Below are 18,952 nucleotides of genomic sequence, written 5' to 3' on the forward strand. Positions count from 1 at the left end.
GTCAGTCTCCCCCCATCAGACGGGCCACCTTGCCGCCCATCTTGAGGAAGCGCTGCATGGTGGCCGGCGGCAGGTGCTTGTAGTCGCCGTAGGTGGCGGTCAGCATTTCCAGGAAATCCAGCACCTGGTCCATCTTGACCTTGGTGGCCTGCTCCAGCGCCGGATCGTGCTCCGCTTCCAGCGCGCATTCGCGCAGCACGGCCAGGGTGGGGTCGATCTCGCGCTTCTTGCGCTCCTCGACGATGACGCGGAAGATTTCCCACACGTCCTGCAAGGCGACGAAGTGGTCGCGGCGGTCGCCGGCGATGTGGGTGATCCGCACCAGCCCCCAGCTTTGCAGCTCTTTCAGGCTGTTGCTGACGTTGGAACGCGCCACGGTCAGGGTCTCGGCGATGTCCTCGGCCGGCAGCGGCTGGTTGGACAGGAACAGCAGCGCGTGGATCTGCGCCACCGTGCGGTTGACGCCCCAGCGCGTACCCATCTCGCCCCAGTGCAGGATGTATTTCTGGATGGTCGGCGCGAGGGTCATTGGAATTCTTTCATTTCTGTCGTTACAGAAATAATAGAACTCCAACGGATTAAAGTCAAGCAAGCGCGAGACGGCCGCGGGTGACGCCGCCGGCCGGGCGGCCGGCCTGGCTGTCGTCGATCTTGAAGATGCTGACCGTTTGCGCCAATTGGCCGGCCTGGTCCTGCAGCGATTGCGTCGCGGCGGCGGCTTCCTCGACCAGCGCGGCGTTCTGCTGCGTGACCTGGTCCATCTGGGCGATGGCCTGGTTGACCTGGTCGATGCCCTCGCTTTGCTCGCGGCTGGCGACGGCGATCTCGCCGACGATCTGGGTGACCTGGTGGACGTCGCCGACCAGCGTGCTCATGGTGGTACCGGCCTGCTGCACCAGGTCGGTCCCCAGCTGGATTTTCTCGACCGAGTTGTCGATCAAGCCCTTGATCTCCTTGGCCGCGGCGGCCGAGCGCTGCGCCAGGTTGCGCACCTCGGAGGCGACCACCGCAAAACCCCGCCCCTGCTCGCCGGCCCGCGCGGCTTCGACGGCGGCGTTCAGCGCCAGGATATTGGTCTGGAAGGCGATGCCGTCGATGACGCCGGTGATATCGACAATCTTGCGCGAGGCGTCGTTAATGTCGGTCATGGTCGCGACGACCTGCCGCATCACCTGGCCGCCGTGCGCGGCCGTGCCCGAAGCGCCTTCGACCAGGCTGCGCGCATGCTGGGCGTTGTCCGAGTTCTGCTTGACGGTGCTGGCCAGCTCCTCGATCGAGGCGGCGGTTTCCTCCAGCGAGCTGGCCTGCGTCTCGGTGCGCGAGGACAGTTCCATATTCCCTGCGGCCAGCTCCTGAGAGCCGGTGTTGATCAACTCCGCCCCACGGCGCACGCGCGACACCGTCGACATCAGGTCCCGCTGCATGCGCTGGATCGCCAGCAGCAGGCGGGCGATTTCATTGTCGCCGGAGGCCTTGATTTGCGCGGTCAAGTCGCCGCGCGCCACCTGGTCCAGCAGCGCGACGGCGCGCTCCAGCGGCGACAGCACGATTTTCTTCAGCAGCAGGTGGACGCCGATCACCAGGCCCGCCGCGCCCAGCAGGCCGATGGCGACCAGCCACATGACGATCCGGTAGTCGCGCGCACGCCGGTCCAGCAGCTCATTGATCTGGTCATCGCTGCGCTTCTGGAATTTTTCCAGCGCCGCGGAGAAGGCCGCGCCGGCCGGCGTCAGCTCCTTGACATTGATCTCCGAGTAGGACGCGGCGTCATCCTTGGCCAGCGCGTCGTAGGCCTTGTCCAGCACCACGAACAAGGCATTGCCGGCATCGATCAGCGTTTTCTTCATTTCCAGATCCTGCCCCTCGTAGGCCGGCTCCTTCTGGAACGTGGCCAGGAAGTCAGCGGCTTTCTGGCGCGACTTTTTGGACGACGCCAGCGCCGTGTCCTTGGCTTCCTGGGTGCCGTTTTCCCTCAGCGCGGAATAGCCGCGGGTCAGCGCGGTCCGCACCCGGGTCGTGTCCTTGTACGAGTCATTGATCAGGATGACCTGGCTACTGACCTCGTGTACCAGCGCGATCGACTGGTTGGATTGATGTATCGCATAAATGCCCAGGCCCGCCCCGGCCAGCAGCATCGCGGTGAACAGCAACAGCACTCCCAACAGGCTGGCGCGCACGGTGACGTTGGTCATACCCTATCCTCCCTTTAGAATAATTGCATTAGAGCAATCATTCTAACCTGAACAGGCTGGAAATGTCCTATACAAAAGACGATGAGCGGAGACTGTCGCGCATGTCAGCGCAATCGGCGGGATGGGCCATGTAGTCGCTGAGCCATGCGAACACGCGGTTGGCCTTGGCCGAGATGGCCTCGTCGAAGCCGCGCGCGCCCAGCAGCGCGATGCCGTTGGTTTCCTTCAGCACGCCCGGCGCCAGCCGCAGCCGGCCATCGACGCTGCCGACGCACAGCGGCGCCAGGCAGTCCGCCAGCAACGGCGCCAGCACCAGGTTGTGCGAGGAGACGATGACCTTGCCCGACGCCGACAGCGTGTGCAGCACCGCCGTCGCCGCCGATATCGATTCGAGGTGGTTGGTGCCGCGGAAGATCTCGTCGATGATGAAGATGGCCGGCGCGCGTTCGGCCAGCGCCAGCAGCTCGCGCGCGCGCCGCAGTTCGGCGATGTACAGGCTCTCGCCGCCTTCCAGCGCATCCTCGCTCTGCATGCTGGAATAGACCGCCAGCGCCGGCGTGACCGCGCTGTCCGCGTAGCAGAAGCCGAAGGCCCGGGCGACGATCAGGTTCAACCCCACCGTGCGCAGCAAGGTGCTCTTGCCGATGCCGTTCTGCCCGGAGATGAAGGCGCCCTGCCGCCCCAGCGCAAACGACAGCGGCGCCGCATCGGCCAGCAGCGGATGCACCACTTGCGTCAGCGCGAGGTCGCCGCACTGCGCATCGCCCCGCTCCGCCCAGCAATGGCGCGGCGCCTGCGCCAGATGCCGCGCCAGCGCCACGTCGGCCTCCAGCGCGGCGACCATGCGGAAGCTGTGGCGCAGGAATTCGGCGTCGAGGCGCACCACCTCGCGGCTGTTGAAGTAGTCGCGGATATTCATCTGCCACAGCCAGTCCGCGTATTCGCGCACGCCGGGCAGGTTGCGCGTCAGCGACTGGCCGATGGCGCGGTTGATCTTGCCGGCGCGCGCGGCGTCCGCGCGGAACGGCGCGGCCAGCGGTGCATCCAGCCTGGCCAGCAGCGAATGCGTGCGCAGCATCTGCTGCACGGAATGATGGATGCGGAACCATGCCTCGGCGTCGTCGCGGAAGCGCATCTGCACGCCCATCAGCAGCAGCCACAGCGCCACCACCACGCCCCACAACGGCATCCAGCCGGTGACCAGCGCCAGCACGGCGCACAGCAGGAACGCCACCGGCAGCCAGCGCAGCAGCGGCACCCAGCGCGGCTTGGATGGCGCCTCGGCGCCAAACAGATGCTCGCTGATTTCGCGGTCGCCGCGGCGCAGGCTGTGGCAGGTCTTGTGCAGCAGTTGCCGCTGTCCGGCGTCCGCCATCAGCGCGCGGACACGGACAGCCGACGCCGCGGGCGCGCCGGCGTCGCCGTCCGCATGCAGCCGCCGGTGCAGCTCCTGCTGGCCGAAGATGCTGGTCTCCTTTGCCAGCTGCGCGCTGTACGGCTGCAGCAGCATGTCGTCCCAGGTCTGCGCATCGAGCGCGTCGCCGCCGCCCAAGGTCCGGTGATACAGCGCGACATCGCTGGGCACGAAGGGATAGTCCTCGACAGGTGTTTCGGCAGGCAGCAGCAAGGCAAGCAGGGACATGGACAACCCAGGTGATGGCGACAGCCCCGCACATGGTCACGATTGCCAGAATATCAAGCCAGGCGGACGCGGCGGCGGACACGCGGACAGTCGCGGACAGCGGACACGGCTGTTTATACCCAATCAAATCAAACACTTAAGCATTGGCACGCTTTCTGCATGGAGTTGCCCATCTTTTCACTCTTTACCGACCCATGATCCGCGATACCTCAAGTCAAGACGCCGCCATCACCGCGCCCAAGGGGCACGCCGCCAAGCGCCGCATCGTCATCGCCGCCGGCGCCCTCGCGCTGGTGGCCGTCGGCTACTACCTGCTGCACACCTGGAGCGGCAGCGGCCACTCGGTCAGCATGTCGCGCCTGCGCATCGCCGAAGTGGGACGCGGCACGCTGATACGCGACGCCGCCGTCAACGGCCGCATCGTCGCCGCCATCAGCCCGACGCTGTACGCCGCCTCGCTGGCCACCGTCACGCTGAAGGTCAACGCCGGCGACACGGTCAAGAAGGGCGACATCCTGGCGGTGCTGGAATCGCCCGACCTGTCCGATGCGCTCAAGCGCGAGCAGGCCGCCTACGCCCAGATCGAAGCCGACGTGGCGCGCCAGCGCATCCTGGCCCGCAAGCAGAAGCTGCTGGCGCGGCGCGACGCCGACACCGCGGAGATCGACCGCCTGTCGGCCCAGCGCACGCTGGAGCGCTACGACGCCGTCTCCAACGAAGGCATCATCGCCAAGATCGAATACCAGAAAGCCAAGGACGCGCTGAACTCGGCCGAGATCCGCGCCAGGCACGCGGAGCAGGCGGCCGGCCTGGAAGGCGACAACGTGGCGCTGGAGCTGGAGTCCAAGATCAAGCAGCTGGACCAGCAGCGCAGCACCCTGTCCAACGCCCAGCGCCGCGTCGACGAGCTGACCGTGCGGGCGCCGGTCGACGGTTTCATCGGCACGCTGTCGGTGGCCAACCGCAGCGTGGTGCCGGCCAATACGCCCTTGATGACGCTGGTCGACCTGTCGCGCCTCGAAGTGGAACTGGAGGTGCCGGAGACCTACGTCGCCGACATCGGCCTGGGCATGACGGCGGAAGTCAACGTCGGCACCGCCACCGCCACCGGCAAGCTGGCCGCGCTGTCGCCGGAGGTGGTGAAGAACCAGGTGCTGGCGCGCGTACGCTTCAACGGCGAGCAGCCGCCCGGCCTGCGCCAGAGCCAGCGCGTCACGGCGCGCCTGCTGATCGACGAGAAACCCAATGTGCTGATGGTGCAGCGCGGCCCGTTCGTGGAGTCCGAGGGCGGCCGCTTCGCCTACGTGGTCCGCGACGGCATCGCCATCCGTACCCCGATCAAGATGGGCGCCACCAGCGTCTCCGCGGTGGAGATCCTCGGCGGCCTGAAACAAGGCGACAAGGTCGTCATCGCCGGCACCGAAACCTTCGAGAACGCCGAACGCGTCTCGATCAACCAGTAACCCAATCACTTTTCCTGAAGAGGCCTTCCATGCTGCGCATGAATAACCTGAGCAAAGTCTATCGCACCCACATGATCGAAACCCACGCGCTGCGCGGCTTCGAGATCAACGTCAAGCAGGGCGAGTTCGTCACCGTGACCGGTCCTTCCGGCTCCGGCAAGACCAGCTTCCTCAACATCGCCGGCCTGCTGGAAGAGTTCACCGACGGCGAGTACATCCTCGACGGCGTCAACGTCAAGGGCATGGACGACAACGCCCGCTCGCGCCTGCGCAACGAGAAGCTGGGCTTCATCTTCCAGGGCTTCAACCTGATCCCCGACCTGTCGCTGTTCGACAACGTCGACGTGCCGCTGCGCTACCGCGGCTTCAACGCCGCCGAGCGCAAGGAGCGCATCGAGGACGCGCTGGCCAAGGTCGGCCTGGCCTCGCGCATGCGGCACTACCCGGCGGAACTGTCCGGCGGCCAGCAGCAGCGCGTGGCGATCGCGCGCGCGCTGGCCGGCTCGCCGAAACTGCTGCTGGCCGATGAACCGACCGGCAACCTCGATACGCAGATGGCGCGCGGCGTGATGGAGCTGCTGGAGGAGATCAACGCCCAGGGCACCACCATCCTGATGGTGACCCACGATCCGGAACTGGCGGTGCGCACCCAGCGCAACGTCCACATCATCGACGGCCAGGTGTCGGACCTGGTGCGCAAGTCGCCGTCCTTGTTCGACGCCAACGCCGACGGCAAGTCCCATGTCGCGTAAGGAGCCCCGCATGTTCCAATACTACTTCCTGCTGGGAGTGCGCAGCCTGCGCCGCAACCCGGCCCTGACCGCGCTGATGGTGCTGACCCTGGCCGTCGGCGTGGCCGCCAGCGTCGCCACGCTGACCATCCTGCACGTGATGTCGGGCGACCCGATCCCGCAAAAGAGCGACCGCCTGTTCGTGCCGCTGTTCGACAACGGCCCGACCGAAGGCTACAAGCCCGGCGACGAACCGAACGACAACCAGCTCAGCTACCGCGACGCCACCAATCTGCTCAACAGCAAGGCCGGCGAACGCCGCACCATCATCTACGGCGTGGCCCTGCCGATCGAGCCGGCGCGCAAGGACATCGGCGCGTTCACCGCGCAAGGCCTGGCGCCGACCGGCGATTTCTTCAACATGGCCGACGCCCCGTTCCTGCACGGCCAGGGCTGGACCCCGGCCGACGACAAGGCCGGCGCCGACGTGATTGTCCTGAGCCGCAAGCTGTCCGAAAAGCTGTACGGCGACACCGACCCGGTCGGCCAGCGCATGACGGTGTCCGGCTTCCAGTACCAGATCGTCGGCGTGCTCGACACCTGGACCGTGGTGCCGCGCTTCCACCGCATCATCGGCAACGACGAAGGCGCGTTCGACGACGAGGATGAACTGTTCATCCCGTTCTCCAGCGCCATCCGCCACGAATTCCAGCGCAACGGCAGCACCAGCTGCACCAGCGACGTCGCCCCCGGCTTCCAGTCCTTCCTCGATTCGGAGTGCACCTGGATCCAGGGCTGGATCGAGACCCGCACCGCCGGCGACCGCGCCGAACTGCAAAGCTTCCTCGACAGCTACGCCATCGAACAGCGCAAGCTGGGGCGCCTGAAGCGCAACGCCCCCAACATGCTGTACAACGTGCGCGAATGGCTGGACCACATGAAGGTGGTCGGCAACGACAGGAAGCTGTCGGCCTGGCTGGCCTTCGGCTTCCTGGTCCTGTGCCTGGTCAACACCATCGGCCTGCTGCTGGCCAAGTTCTCGGTGCGCGCCTCCGAGGTCGGCATCCGCCGCGCGCTGGGCGCCTCGCGCCGCGAGATCTTCCACCAGTTCCTGATCGAGACCACGGTGGTCGGCCTGGTCGGCGGCGCGCTCGGCCTGCTGCTGGCCTTCGGCGCGCTGGCGCTGATCGCCATGCAGTCCAAGGCGCTGAGCGTGGTCGCCCACATGGACTGGATCATGCTGCTGACGACCTTCGCGATGGCCGTGGCCTCGGCCGTGCTGGCCGGCCTGCTGCCGACCTGGCGCGCCTGCCAGGTCACGCCGGCCCTGCAACTCAAATCACAATAAGAGAGAGTCATCATGGAAATCCGTCCCATCCTCTCCGCGCTGTTGCGCAACAAAACCGGCCCTGTCCTGGTCGCCGTGCAGGTCGCGCTGAGCCTGGCCATCCTGGCCAACGCGCTGCACATCGTGCAGGTGCGCCAGGCCGTGTCGGCCCGCACCAGCGGCCTCGCCAACGAGCAGGACGTGTTCGCCCTGCAGATCCGCCCGCTGCAGCGGGGCGGGCACGAAGAGCAGCTGGCCGGCCAGTACCGCCAGACCGCCACGCTGCGCGCCGTGCCGGGCGTGCTGTCGGTGGCCAGCACCTCGCAGATGCCGCTGTCGCGCTCGGGCAACTACACCGGCCTGTCGGTCGACCGCAAGCAGGTCAACTCCACCGCCCAGGCCAGCACCTACCGCACCGCCGATTCGCTGGTCAAGACCTGGGGCCTGCAGATCGTCGAGGGCCGCGACTTCCTGCCCGGCGACGTGCTGGAAATCGACGGCAACACCAGCAACGAGTTCACCAAGACCGCCATCATCAGCCGCAAGCTGGGCGAGAAAATGTGGCCGGGCAGCGCCAGCTTCGTCGGCAAGACCGTCTACTTCGGCACCGGCGAAACGGCGCGCGAAGTGCGCGTGATCGGCGTGATCGAAAAATTGCAGACGCCCGGCGCGCAAATCGCCGATACCGGCGAACTGACGATCATGCTGCCGGTGCGCGTCACCGGCGGCCGCTCCGACAACTACACGCTGCGCGCCGAGCCGGGCCAGCTGGACCGCGTGATCAAGGAAGCCGAAGCGGCGGTGCGCGCCGCCTCGCCGACGCCGGTGATCGTGCGCATCAAGACCATGAACGAGTTCCGCACCAGCCGCTACCGCGCCGACAACGCGCTGGCCTGGATGCTGGTGACGGTCAGCGTGCTGCTGCTGCTGATCACCTCGAGCGGCATCGTCGGCATGGCCAGCCTGTGGGTCACGCAGCGCCGCAAGCAGATCGGCGTGCGGCGCGCGCTGGGCGCCCGCCGCATGGACATCCTGCGCTACTTCATCACCGAGAACGTCATGATCACCAGCGCCGGCGTGGCCGCCGGGGTGCTGCTGGCGCTGGGCCTGAACCAGCTGCTGGTCAGCCAGCTGGAAATGGCGCGCCTGCCGGCCGGCTACCTGCTGGCGGGAGCCGGCGTGTTCTGGGCGCTGGGCGTGATCGCGGTGTACGGACCGGCCTGGCGCGCGGCCAGCATCTCGCCCGCCACCGCCACCCGCAGTGCGTGAGGGATGTTATGCTAGCGGCATGCCTACCGTACTGATAATTGACGATAATTCGGCCGTCGCCATCGCGCTCGAAGTGCTGTTCTCGCTGCACGACATCGACGCGATGCGCGCCGCCTCGCCCGAAGCCGGCCTGGCGCTGCTGGCGCGCCAGAACGTCGACCTGGTGATCCAGGACATGAACTTCAGCGCCGACACCACCTCCGGCGAGGAAGGCACGGCGCTGTTCCGCGCCATCCGCGAAAAGCATCCGGACCTGCCGGTGATCCTGCTCACCGCCTGGACCCACCTGGACGCGGCGGTCGACCTGGTCAAGGCCGGCGCCGCCGACTACCTGGCCAAGCCGTGGGACGACAACCGCCTGATCGCCACCGTCAACAACCTGATCGAACTGGGACAGGCCAAGCGCGCCTTGCAGCAGCGGCTGCAGACGGAGCTGCGCCAGCGCCGCGAACTGGAACGCGGCTACGACCTGCGCGGCATGGTGTGGCAGGACCCGGCCACCGAGCGCGTGGTGCACCTGGCCTGCCAGGTGGCGCGGGCCGACGTGCCGGTGCTGATTTCCGGTCCGAACGGCACCGGCAAGGAACGCATCGCCGAAATCATCCAGGCCAATTCCTCGGTGCGCGACGGCCCGTTCGTGGTGCTCAATTGCGGCGCCATCCCGTCGGAGCTGATCGAGGCTGAACTGTTCGGCGCCGACGCCGGCGCCTACACCGGCGCCTCCAAGGCGCGCGAGGGCAAGTTCGAGGCGGCCGACGGCGGCACGCTGTTCCTCGACGAAATCGGCAACCTGCCGCTGGCCGGGCAAATGAAACTGCTGCGGGTGCTGGAGACCGGCCGCTTCGAGCGGCTCGGCTCCAACCGCGAGCGCCAGGTCAAGGTGCGTGTGGTCAGCGCCACCAACGCCGACCTGCAGGCGATGATACGGGCCGGCAGCTTCCGCGAGGACCTGTTCTACCGCCTCAACGTGATCGAGCTGCGGCTGCCGCCGCTGGCCGCGCGGACCATGGACATCCTGCCGCTGGCGCAGCACTTCCTCGGCCCGGACAAGCATCTGCACCCGATCGCGCAGGCGGCGCTGCTGGCGCACCCGTGGCCCGGCAACGTGCGCGAACTGAAAAACGTCATGGTGCGCGCCGGCCTGCTGGCCACCGGCGACATCATCAAGGTGGGCGATCTGGGCCTGCCTGCCGCCGCCACGGCCGGCCCGCTGGAAGACGCCGGCCGCGAACCAGACCGCGACGCCATCGGCCTGGCCCTGACCCGCGCCGGCGGCGTGGTGGCGCAGGCGGCGGCCGAACTCGGGCTGTCACGCCAGGCGCTGTACCGCCGCATGGAACGGCTGGGCATCGCCCGCTCCTGATGGACGCGCATCGCAAGCCGGCCAGCCCGCGCGCCACAGGCCTGCGCCTTTCGCTGCTCACGCGCTGGACGGCGATGGTGGGCACGCTGCTCACCGTCGGCATCCTGATCGCACTGGCGCTGACCCGCTTCTTTCCCGACAATCCGGGCCTGGTGCTGGCGATATGCCTGCTGTGCGTGCTGCCGATCTCCATCATCACGATACGCGCGCAACTGGAGCACATGCTGTCGCTGTTCCGCGCGCTGACCGGCACCGTCACCAGCTACAAGGACGGCGATTTTTCCTTCAGCCTGCACTGGCCGCAGAACGATGAACTGAGCGACCTGGTGGCCGCCCACAACGCGCTGGGCGACGTGCTGCGCCAGCAGCGCCTGGACCTGGTGCAGCGCGAACTGCTGCTCGACACGATGGTGCAGAACACGCCGGTGGCCATGCTGCTGGTCAGCGAATCCGGGCCGGTGGTGTACGCCAACGTCGCCGCGCGCCAGCTGCTCAACGAAGGCCGCAAGCTGGAAGGCCACCGGCTGGACGACGTGCTGGCGCACGCCTCGCCGGCGCTGCTGGAAGCGCTGGCGCGCGGCGGCGACGGCCTGTTCACCACCAAGGAGGCGGGCACCGAGATCGACGAGGAAGAGGTCTACCACCTGGCGCGCCGCAGCTTCAACCTGAACGGCCGCAAGCACGAGCTGCTGTTGCTGCGCCAGCTGACGATGGAGCTGCGCCGGCAGGAGGTGCAGACCTGGAAAAAAGTCATCCGCGTCATCAGCCATGAGCTGAACAATTCGCTGGCGCCGCTGACCTCGCTGGCGCATTCCGGCGCGGAGCTGGTGCGGCGCGGCCAGACCGAGCGGCTGCCGCAGATCCTCGCCACCATCGAGGAGCGCACGCGGCACCTGGAGAGTTTCATCCTCGGCTACGCCAGCTTCGCCAAGCTGCCGACGCCGCGCCTGGAGGCGCAGGCGTGGCCGGCCTTCCTGGCGCAGCTGCACGAGCAGGTCGGCTTCACGCTGGCGGGCGAGCCGCCGGCCGAGCCATGCGCCTTCGATCCGGCCCAGCTGGAACAGGCGCTGCTCAACCTGCTGAAGAACGCGCACGAGTCGGGATCGGCGGCCGACCAGGTCAGCCTGGAGGTGCGGCGCCTGCACGGCGCGGTGCGCATCGACGTGCAGGACCGCGGCCCCGGCATGAGCGACACGGTGCTGACCAACGCGCTGGTGCCGTTCTACTCGACCAAGCGCAGCGGCACGGGCCTGGGCCTGGCGCTGGCGCGCGAGATCGCCGAAGCCCACGGCGGCCGCATCACGCTGGCCAACCGCGACGGCGGCGGGCTGACGGTGACCATGCTGCTGCCGATAAGCGGAGCATCCAGCTGAGCGTCAGGGCGCTCTTGCACTTAGCTCTATGAAAGCCAGGAAGCAACCAGCCGTTGTACCGTCCGCTCGCACACAGTACTAGGCGCGCCTTGGCTAAGGAACAAGAGCTGGTGAATATTCCTCTGTTGCCACTTGAGTCTCAGTCTTTCCAATCACGGAGGATTTGCACTAAATCTTGTTTCGTCGCGCGCTTAGCTTTCAGTATGTCGGTGAGTTCATCCCTGCTGACGGGATAGTCGGACATCAGCTTAGGCAACTCATCACTGTCAATTGTCCGCAACCAAATGGGGTCGATGCCTTCGCTATCCGCGGATACTGACTTGAACTCACCTTTAAAGTGAAAGTAGACATGATACGTGCTATGACCTTCGTTCCAGCTTTTATCGTAGTACATCACTGTGCCGGCGGGTAGCAACGAATAGCTGTTCTGCTGTTCTCCTTCAATGAGAAGGGGCTCTTCCAAGCGGACTGCTTTCTTGCTGTTCATATGGATAACTCCTCTTTCTGAAAGTAGAATGCCAAAAAATGTGGCTATGAGTGCAACCAGAACTAAAGGAACAAGCGAAATTCTTCTCATTTTTTCGCTATCCCGTAGATTACCGTTTTCTTCGGGACGTATTTCTTCTCGGTTTCCAACATCACCTGAACATCGGCGGGCATGAAAATTTGAGGTGGCCAAAAACCAAAGTTCGATCCGCGGGCGGCGACCTTCTCCAAGTCACTCATACCCCTACCCGCGTTGTACATAGAGCTGTTCGCATCAATGCCGGGCAAGGCAATACGTGCACCCGCAAGCGACATAGTTGCGCAGTTATTGGATATCCCATGATAGTCCTTGGTTAACTTGAATTCTTCAGCATTTGGATGTTTCGAACGGCGCCTAGTTGCCACGGCGGTTAGCGATGCGTAATACGAAAAAATTTTTGAGGCTTGATCTACTGGGACGCTGTATGAGAAACCCTTCGTTGAACGCCCATAGGAGTTTTCACCAGCAATGTACGAGTTGAAGTTATTCCAGACTCTGAGGATGCCCTCGCCCTCTGCGCTGAAATCGCCTCCTGTTTTACCATAGCGGCCAAAGTCATAAATTTTTTCTTCTTTCGTTATGCTAACTCTAAGAGCCATATGTCCATAGGTATGCATGCCATCAGCGGCCTTGTATGCCCCTCCAATCAGGAGCTCGACACTAGGCGACACCAACTGTATCGTTGTAAGTTTCTCAGCCGGGACTGTAATGCCTGCCTTCAGTCGCACAGGTGTTTGATCGGTTTTGGTCATTTGGTCTCCAAGCTCATACCGATACTTCGCTAGTGTGTCCCACATCGGGGAACTCCAACTTACAATGTCCCGACACTATCGACTCGATTCTCGCAGCCCCTTGGCCTCGGCGATGCCGCAGACGGATGCGGTATTCGATCCCGCCGCACAGCGTCTCCGACGCCGAACACGCACTGCGGCAGCAGCATGTCGTCGTTGAGGCCTCCCGGCAGGTCGAGGCCGCAGCCGCAAGGCCGGTTGCTGGTGACCAGTTCCTTGGCCAGTCCCAGGACGCTGAAGAATTCGTTATCGCTTTCCACAGTCGCTCCATTTCAGCAGCGGATCTATATCGCATAGACGGCCGGCGTTCAGCAGCCTTCGACAGCATTGGTTGCAGATGATGTCACGGCCTCAAAGAAGCTTTTTGATATGTAGCAATGGCTGTTGATGCTAGTAAATCGCCTTTCAGAATCGCTGATATGGCGTGCTCCATTGGCTGACTGCGACCGCCCTCATTTGGCGCAGCTCCGTCCGGCTGATAAACTGTGGCATGACTAAAATACGTTTCGACCAGCCCGGCCACCCGCCGGCCACCATCACCGAATTCCAGGGCGTGCGCAGCCTGCACCTCGGCACCTCCTGGGTGCAGGGCGCGATGCGCATCGCCAAGCCGGACAACATCGAGCTCGAATACATCCAGATGATGATGATGTGGCTGCTGTTTAACGACAGCCCGCGGCACGTCGTCCAGCTGGGCCTGGGCAGCGCCGCGCTGACCAAGTTCTGCTACCGCCGCCTGCCCGAGGCCCGCGTCACCGCCGTCGAACTCAATCCCAACGTGATCGCCATGTGCGGCGCGCAGTTCGGCCTGCCGTCCAACGACGCCCGCCTGAACGTGATGGAAATGAACGCGATGGATTTCGTGCTGGACCCGGCCAACCACGACACGGTCGACATCCTGCAGGTGGACCTGTACGACGAGGAGGCGCGCGGCCCGGTGCTGGACTCGCCCGAGTTCTACCAGGGCTGCGCCGACGTGCTGCGCGACGGCGGCATCATGACCACCAACGTCTTCGGCGACTTCTCCAACTACGACAAGAACCTGCAGGCGATGGAAATGGTGTTCGACGCGGTGGTCTGGCTGCCCGAAGTGCACGACGCGAACATCGTCGTCATCGCCTTCAAGCAGTCGCCGGTGCTGGACTTCAGCGTGCTGTACGAGCGCGCCGGCGCGATCAAGAAAAGCCTGAACCTGCCGGCCAAATCCTGGGTCAACGGCCTCAAAGGCTGGATGCTGGACCAGCAATAGTCCGCGCACTGGCCAAGTGCGTTTTTCGGCTATCGATATGCGCCTGCATCATACCGATGCGTGCGCACCACACTTTTGCACCGGTTTGCGGCACGGCCAATCACGGCGGTCGGCCAGATTACGATACATTGCGATACAAAGCACGAAATATTAGCAAATGTGCATAATTCGCAACAAAGTGGTGCGAGCCGCGTTGCCCCTCCTGGAGACCCCAAGATAGTATTTTCTCAACGGCGCTACCCGCAGCCGTACAAAACACCAAGAGAGAAAATATGACAAGAGCACCGCAATTCAAACGTACCCTGCTTGCCAGCGCTATCCTGCTGTTGGCTGCGGGCCAGGGCCACGCGCAAACGCCGCAGGCGGACGCCGAAGCCAACGTCCTGCCGCATGAACAAACCGTGGTGGTGCTGGGCTCGCGCTCGGTCGCCAAGACCGCGCTGGACACCTCGGCGCCGGTCGGCCTGATCAGCCTCAAGGACATGCAGACCGCCGGTCCGCTGGAACTGGGCAAGCTGCTGCAAACGCTGGACCCGTCGTTCAATTTCTCGTCGACCTTCATCAGCGACGGCACCGACAGCATCCGCCCCGCGACCCTGCGTTCGCTCGGCCCGGACCAGGTGCTGGTGCTGATCAACGGTAAGCGCCGCCACCAGCAGGCGCTGGTCAACGTCCAGCAAACCATCGGACGCGGCTCGGCCGGTACCGACATCAACGCCATTCCGCTGGCCGCGATCCACCACATCGAAGTGCTGCGCGACGGCGCCGCCGCCCAATACGGCTCGGACGCCATCGCCGGCGTGATCAACATCGTGCTGAAATCGCAGGTCAACGAAACCTCGCTGAGCGGCGTGCTGGGCACCACCTCCGAAGGCGACGGCGACCTGTACTCGGGCAGCGCCAACACCGGCTTCGCGCTGGGCCAGGACGGCGGTTTCGTCAACCTGACCGTCGAAGCCCGCAAGCGCGGCGAGACCAACCGCGCCGGCCCGGATTCGCTGCGCGTCAATCCGCCGCGCGTGACCCAGCACATCGGCGACAGCAACACCAAGGACGGCTACTTCTGGTGGAACGCCGCGCTGCCGATCGACAAGGCCAGCGAGTTCTACGCCTTCGGCGGCCTGTCCAAGCGCAAGAGCGATTCCTTCGGCTTCTTCCGCTCGGCCGGCGACGACCGCACCGTGCCCTCCGTGTACCCGAACGGCTTCCTGCCGGCGATCCACACCGACATCAAGGACGCCTCGTTCGCCTTCGGCTATCGCCGCGACCTGGCCAACGACTGGAAGGCCGACATCAGCATCAACCAGGGCAACAGCGAACTGGCCTTCCACGAATCGAACAGCCTGAACACCAGCTACTGGTACGAGCCTAAACCGGGCGGCGGCATCTACGCCGAATCGCCGCGCGAAGCCGACACCGGCACGCTGAAATTCTCGCAGACCACCTTCAACGCCGACATCAAGGGCCCGGTCAAGTTCGGCGACGGCAGCATCTTCCTGGCCACCGGCTTCGAGTACCGCCAGGACAACTACCAGATCATCGCCGGCGATCCGGTCTCTTACCAATACGGCCGCACCAACAACCCGGCCATCGCGATCAAGACGCCGAGCGGCGCCACCGCGTCGTCCGGCATCCAGGGCTTCCCTGGCTACACGCCCGCCACCGCGGTCGACGAGGGCCGCCACAACATCGCGCTGTTCCTGGACGCCGAGCACAAGCCGGTCGACAACCTGACGCTGGCCGGCGCCGTGCGCTATGAAAAATACTCGGACTTCGGCAGCACCGTCACCGGCAAGCTGAGCGCCCGTTTCGACCCGACCAAGCAGATCGGCTTCCGCGGCAGCCTGTCCACCGGCTTCCGCGCACCGAGCGTGCAGCAGGAGTTCTACAGCTCCGTGTCGACCAACCTGAACAACGGCGTGCTGACCGAGACGCTGACCGCGCGCCAGGGCAGCGCCGTGACCCAGGCCTTCGGCATCGCGCCGCTGAAAGAAGAAACCTCGACCAGCGGCAGCATCGGCGCGGTGTTCCGTCCAGCGAAGAATATGTCGCTGACGGCCGACCTGTACCAGATCAAGATCAAGGACCGCATCGTCTTCTCCAGCGAGATCGCACCGGAAGCCGGCGGCGGCCCGATCGCCAACATCCTGAAGCCGCTGGGCGTCGGCCAGGCGCAGTTCTTCACCAACGCCGTCGACACCCGCACCCGCGGCCTGGACATCGTGGCTGAGCATTCCAGCAAGTTCGCCGCATCGACGCTGGTGCTGTCGGGCCAGCTGGGCTTCAACAAGACCGAGGTGACCAAGCGCCACTCGACGTCGACGGTGCTGAGCGGCGAGAAGCTGTTCGACAAATCGCAGGTGACGCTGATCGAACACGGCCAGCCGCGCAAGCACCACGTGGTCGCGGCCGACTACACGGCGGGCGCGTGGAACCTGAACACCCGCGCCAACTACTACGGCGAAGTCTATGCCGAGAACTTCAGCCCGCTGCAGAAGTGGGATGCGCGCTGGCTGGTCGACGCGTCGGTACGCTATGGCTTCAGCAAGCGCACCTTCCTCAGCGTCGGCGTCAACAACGTGTTCGACCAGCTGCCGTCGGAGTGGACCAACGGCGGCGACTTCCCGAAACTGGGCTTCACCCGCTGCTGGGAAACCTGCCCGATCGGCGTCAACGGCCGCTCGATGTACGTGCGCGTCGATACCGCGTTTTAAGCACTCCCCCTAAGCGGCCCGCCGCTTGGGGCTTGAACGGTTGGCGGCGTAGGCCGCAAGGTGCACGATCGCCGCCAACTGTTTGACCAGGCCCTCCATCTGCCCGGCCGGCACTTGTGCGTAGCCGAGCATCAGTCCCTTCCAGCCCGACTCCCCTTGCGTGTCATGCTTGCTCAGCGCATTGACCAGGATGCCGTGCTCCAGCGCCTGCCGCACCACCGCCACATCGTCCACGCGCCCATCCTTGAAGCGCAGCGACAGATGCATGCCGGCCGAACCGCCGTGCACCGTGGCCACCGATCCCAGATGCCGCTCCAGCGCCGCCACCAGCGCGTCGCGCCGCTGCCGGTACAGCCTGCGCATGCGGCGCAGGTGCAGCGCGAACTGGCCGCTGCGCAGGAACTCGGCCAGCGCCAGCTGCTCGGCCACCCGCCCGCGCGAGAACGACTGCGCCCGCATCTGCGCGAACGGCTCGGCCAAGGCCGACGGCACCACCACGAAGCCGATCCGCAGCGACGGGAACATGGTCTTGCTGAAGGTGCCCAGGTAGACCACCGGCGCCTCCGGCGCTAGCCCCTGCATCGCCGACAGCGGCGCGCCGTCGTGGCGGAATTCGCTGTCGTAGTCGTCCTCGACGATCAGGGCGCCGGCGCCGCGCGCGGCCTCGATCAGCGCCAGGCGGCGGCGCAGGCTCAACACGCTGCCGACCGGATACTGGTGCGACGGCGTGGTGTAGATCAGGCGCGGCGGCCGCAGCAGCCAATCCTGCGCCGCCGGCGCGATGCCGTCGTCGTCGACCTCGATGCCGGCCACCACCAGGTCCGCCGCGCGCGCCGCAGCCATGGCGCCGCCGTAGCCGGGGTTCTCGATCCAGATCGTATCGCCGGCGTCCGCCAGCGCCTGCATGCACAGATCGAGGCTGCTCTGCGTGCCGTCGGTGATGAACACCTGGCCGGCCTCGCACACCACGCCGCGCGAGGCCCGCAAGTGGTCGGCGATGGCTTCGCGCAGCAGCGGCTCGCCGGCCGTATCGCCATAGTTGAGCTGCGCCACCGTCATCGAGCGCAGCGCGCGCTCCAGCATGCGGCGCCACAGCGTCAGCGGGAAGTGATCGAGCGCCGGCACACCGGGCACGAAGGCGCCCATGCGGTCGGCCGGTCCCGGCACCGGCCGCAGCGCTTGCGCGCGGCGCGACAAGCCCGGCTGCGGCGCCGAGGCTGCCCGCCTGGCCGGCTTGCGCTCCGGCGCGGCGGCCAGCGCGGCGACCACGGTACCGCGCCGGTCGGTGCTGACGAAACCTTCGCTGGCCAGTTGCTCGTAGGCGTACAGCACGGTGTTGCGGGCCAGGCCCAGTTCCTCGGCCAGCGCGCGCGAGGCGGCCAGGCGCGTGCCCGCCGCCAGCGTGCCGTTGCGGATCGCATGGCGCAGGCATTCGTGCAGCAGGCGCTGGCGCGGCCAGCCGCGATGGCCGTGCTCCGTGGTGTAGCCGGCAATCAGCAGGGCGAGATCCATTCGTGGCTCCATGAAATCAATTATTGTTGGACCTGTTTAAGGGGCCAGCATCCCATTATATTGTGGCTTCAAACTTTTTGGATGGAGATCATGACCGAACCAGTTTCCCCCGCCGCACCGAGCACCCGCACCCGCGTGCGCCGTGGCGCGAGCAATGCGCACTACGACACCGCCACGCTGCACGCGATCATCGACGACGCCTACCTGTGCCATGTCGCCTTCAGCGACGACCACGGCGCGCACTGCATCCCGACCGCCTGCTGGCGCGAAGGCGCCTACCTGTACATCCACGGCTCCAATGGCAGCCGCATGATCAAGCGCCTGCTGGACAGCGGCTGCTGCGTGACCATCACCCATCTCGATGGGCTGGTGATGGCGCGCTCGGCGTTCAGCCATTCGATGAACTACCGCTCGGCGATGATCTATGGCCGCTTCGAGGCGGTCGAGGGGCAGGCGGCGCGGCACGCGATGGAAGCGTTCATGGAGAAGCTGGCCCCCGGCCGCCAGGCCGAGGTCCGCCCGGGCTCCGACAAGGAATACGCGGCGACCACGGTGCTGCGCATCACGCTCGACGAGGCGGCCTGCAAGATGCGCACCGGCGCGCCCAACGACGACGAGGAAGACCTGGGCTGGCCGGCATGGGCCGGCGTGCTGCCGTGGGCCCGCACGCCGCTGACGCCGCAGCGCGACAGCGGTTGCACGGTGGAGGCGCCCCCTTATGTCGTCGCCTGGGCAAGATGATGTAGTTTACCTACAGTTTGAATGGCCAAAATACAACACGAAAGCGCATCCGCCCCTGG

15 protein-coding genes are annotated in these 18,952 nt (G+C 65.7%); 9 read left to right on the top strand and 6 right to left on the bottom strand.

Annotated elements, in window-relative coordinates:
• Position 1 precedes the first annotated feature (1 nt).
• The 3 genes from ACEN9F_RS17145 to ACEN9F_RS17155 form a co-directional block, all read right to left on the bottom strand.
• Positions 2 to 529, bottom strand: coding sequence for a GbsR/MarR family transcriptional regulator (locus tag ACEN9F_RS17145; RefSeq protein ID WP_413421564.1), 528 nt, complete (start codon positions 527 to 529; stop codon positions 2 to 4).
• A 55-nt stretch (positions 530 to 584) separates the two neighbouring features.
• On the bottom strand, positions 585 to 2,192 hold the full coding sequence (locus ACEN9F_RS17150) for a methyl-accepting chemotaxis protein (RefSeq protein WP_413421566.1): 1,608 nt from the start codon (positions 2,190 to 2,192) through the stop codon (positions 585 to 587).
• 67 nt (positions 2,193 to 2,259) lie between these two features.
• On the bottom strand, positions 2,260 to 3,834 hold the full coding sequence (locus ACEN9F_RS17155; protein WP_413421568.1) for a MutS-related protein: 1,575 nt from the start codon (positions 3,832 to 3,834) through the stop codon (positions 2,260 to 2,262).
• A gap of 194 nt (positions 3,835 to 4,028) precedes the next feature.
• On the opposite strand from ACEN9F_RS17155, the gene ACEN9F_RS17160 reads away from it, so the two are divergent.
• Genes ACEN9F_RS17160 through ACEN9F_RS17185 form a run of 6 tightly spaced genes read left to right on the top strand, consistent with a single transcriptional unit; the run spans position 4,029 to position 11,360 of the window.
• The gene (locus ACEN9F_RS17160; protein WP_413421570.1) at positions 4,029 to 5,297 is read left to right on the top strand and encodes an efflux RND transporter periplasmic adaptor subunit; all 1,269 of its coding nucleotides are present in this window, start codon (positions 4,029 to 4,031) and stop codon (positions 5,295 to 5,297) included.
• Between the two features lie 29 nt (positions 5,298 to 5,326).
• Positions 5,327 to 6,049 carry an ABC transporter ATP-binding protein gene (locus tag ACEN9F_RS17165; RefSeq protein ID WP_413421572.1) on the top strand — a complete coding sequence of 241 codons (723 nt, stop codon included), beginning with the start codon at positions 5,327 to 5,329 and terminating at the stop codon, positions 6,047 to 6,049.
• 10 nt (positions 6,050 to 6,059) lie between these two features.
• The gene (locus ACEN9F_RS17170) at positions 6,060 to 7,376 is read left to right on the top strand and encodes an ABC transporter permease (RefSeq protein WP_413421574.1); all 1,317 of its coding nucleotides are present in this window, start codon (positions 6,060 to 6,062) and stop codon (positions 7,374 to 7,376) included.
• 12 nt (positions 7,377 to 7,388) lie between these two features.
• Positions 7,389 to 8,624, top strand: coding sequence for an ABC transporter permease (locus ACEN9F_RS17175; protein WP_413421576.1), 1,236 nt, complete (start codon positions 7,389 to 7,391; stop codon positions 8,622 to 8,624).
• 19 nt (positions 8,625 to 8,643) lie between these two features.
• On the top strand, positions 8,644 to 9,987 hold the full coding sequence (locus ACEN9F_RS17180) for a sigma-54-dependent transcriptional regulator (protein ID WP_413421578.1): 1,344 nt from the start codon (positions 8,644 to 8,646) through the stop codon (positions 9,985 to 9,987).
• Complete coding sequence (locus ACEN9F_RS17185; RefSeq protein ID WP_413421580.1) at positions 9,987 to 11,360, top strand: sensor histidine kinase; 1,374 nt, start codon at positions 9,987 to 9,989, stop codon at positions 11,358 to 11,360. The genes ACEN9F_RS17180 and ACEN9F_RS17185 overlap by 1 nt, the downstream gene beginning before the upstream one ends.
• A 139-nt stretch (positions 11,361 to 11,499) precedes the next feature.
• Here the strand turns inward: ACEN9F_RS17185 and ACEN9F_RS17190 are convergent, their stop codons facing one another.
• Both ACEN9F_RS17190 and ACEN9F_RS17195 read right to left on the bottom strand, forming a co-directional pair.
• The gene (locus tag ACEN9F_RS17190) at positions 11,500 to 11,847 is read right to left on the bottom strand and encodes a hypothetical protein (protein WP_413421582.1); all 348 of its coding nucleotides are present in this window, start codon (positions 11,845 to 11,847) and stop codon (positions 11,500 to 11,502) included.
• A gap of 86 nt (positions 11,848 to 11,933) precedes the next feature.
• Positions 11,934 to 12,638, bottom strand: coding sequence for a hypothetical protein (locus ACEN9F_RS17195; RefSeq protein WP_413421584.1), 705 nt, complete (start codon positions 12,636 to 12,638; stop codon positions 11,934 to 11,936).
• 529 nt (positions 12,639 to 13,167) lie between these two features.
• Here ACEN9F_RS17195 and ACEN9F_RS17200 point away from each other — a divergent pair.
• On the top strand, positions 13,168 to 13,926 hold the full coding sequence (locus ACEN9F_RS17200; RefSeq protein ID WP_413421586.1) for a spermidine synthase: 759 nt from the start codon (positions 13,168 to 13,170) through the stop codon (positions 13,924 to 13,926).
• A 272-nt stretch (positions 13,927 to 14,198) separates the two neighbouring features.
• Complete coding sequence (locus ACEN9F_RS17205; RefSeq protein ID WP_413421588.1) at positions 14,199 to 16,640, top strand: TonB-dependent receptor plug domain-containing protein; 2,442 nt, start codon at positions 14,199 to 14,201, stop codon at positions 16,638 to 16,640.
• Positions 16,641 to 16,649: 9 nt separating this feature from the next.
• Here the strand turns inward: ACEN9F_RS17205 and ACEN9F_RS17210 are convergent, their stop codons facing one another.
• Positions 16,650 to 18,152: a PLP-dependent aminotransferase family protein gene (locus ACEN9F_RS17210; RefSeq protein ID WP_413421590.1), complete on the bottom strand. Its 1,503-nt coding sequence runs from the start codon at positions 18,150 to 18,152 to the stop codon at positions 16,650 to 16,652.
• A gap of 90 nt (positions 18,153 to 18,242) precedes the next feature.
• Here ACEN9F_RS17210 and ACEN9F_RS17215 point away from each other — a divergent pair, with 90 nt between their 5' ends.
• Positions 18,243 to 18,893 carry a pyridoxamine 5'-phosphate oxidase family protein gene (locus tag ACEN9F_RS17215; protein ID WP_413421592.1) on the top strand — a complete coding sequence of 217 codons (651 nt, stop codon included), beginning with the start codon at positions 18,243 to 18,245 and terminating at the stop codon, positions 18,891 to 18,893.
• The last annotated feature ends 59 nt before the right edge of the window (positions 18,894 to 18,952 follow it).

The organism is Duganella sp. CT11-25 (assembly GCF_047302815.1).
Lineage (GTDB): Bacteria > Pseudomonadota > Gammaproteobacteria > Burkholderiales > Burkholderiaceae_D > Rugamonas.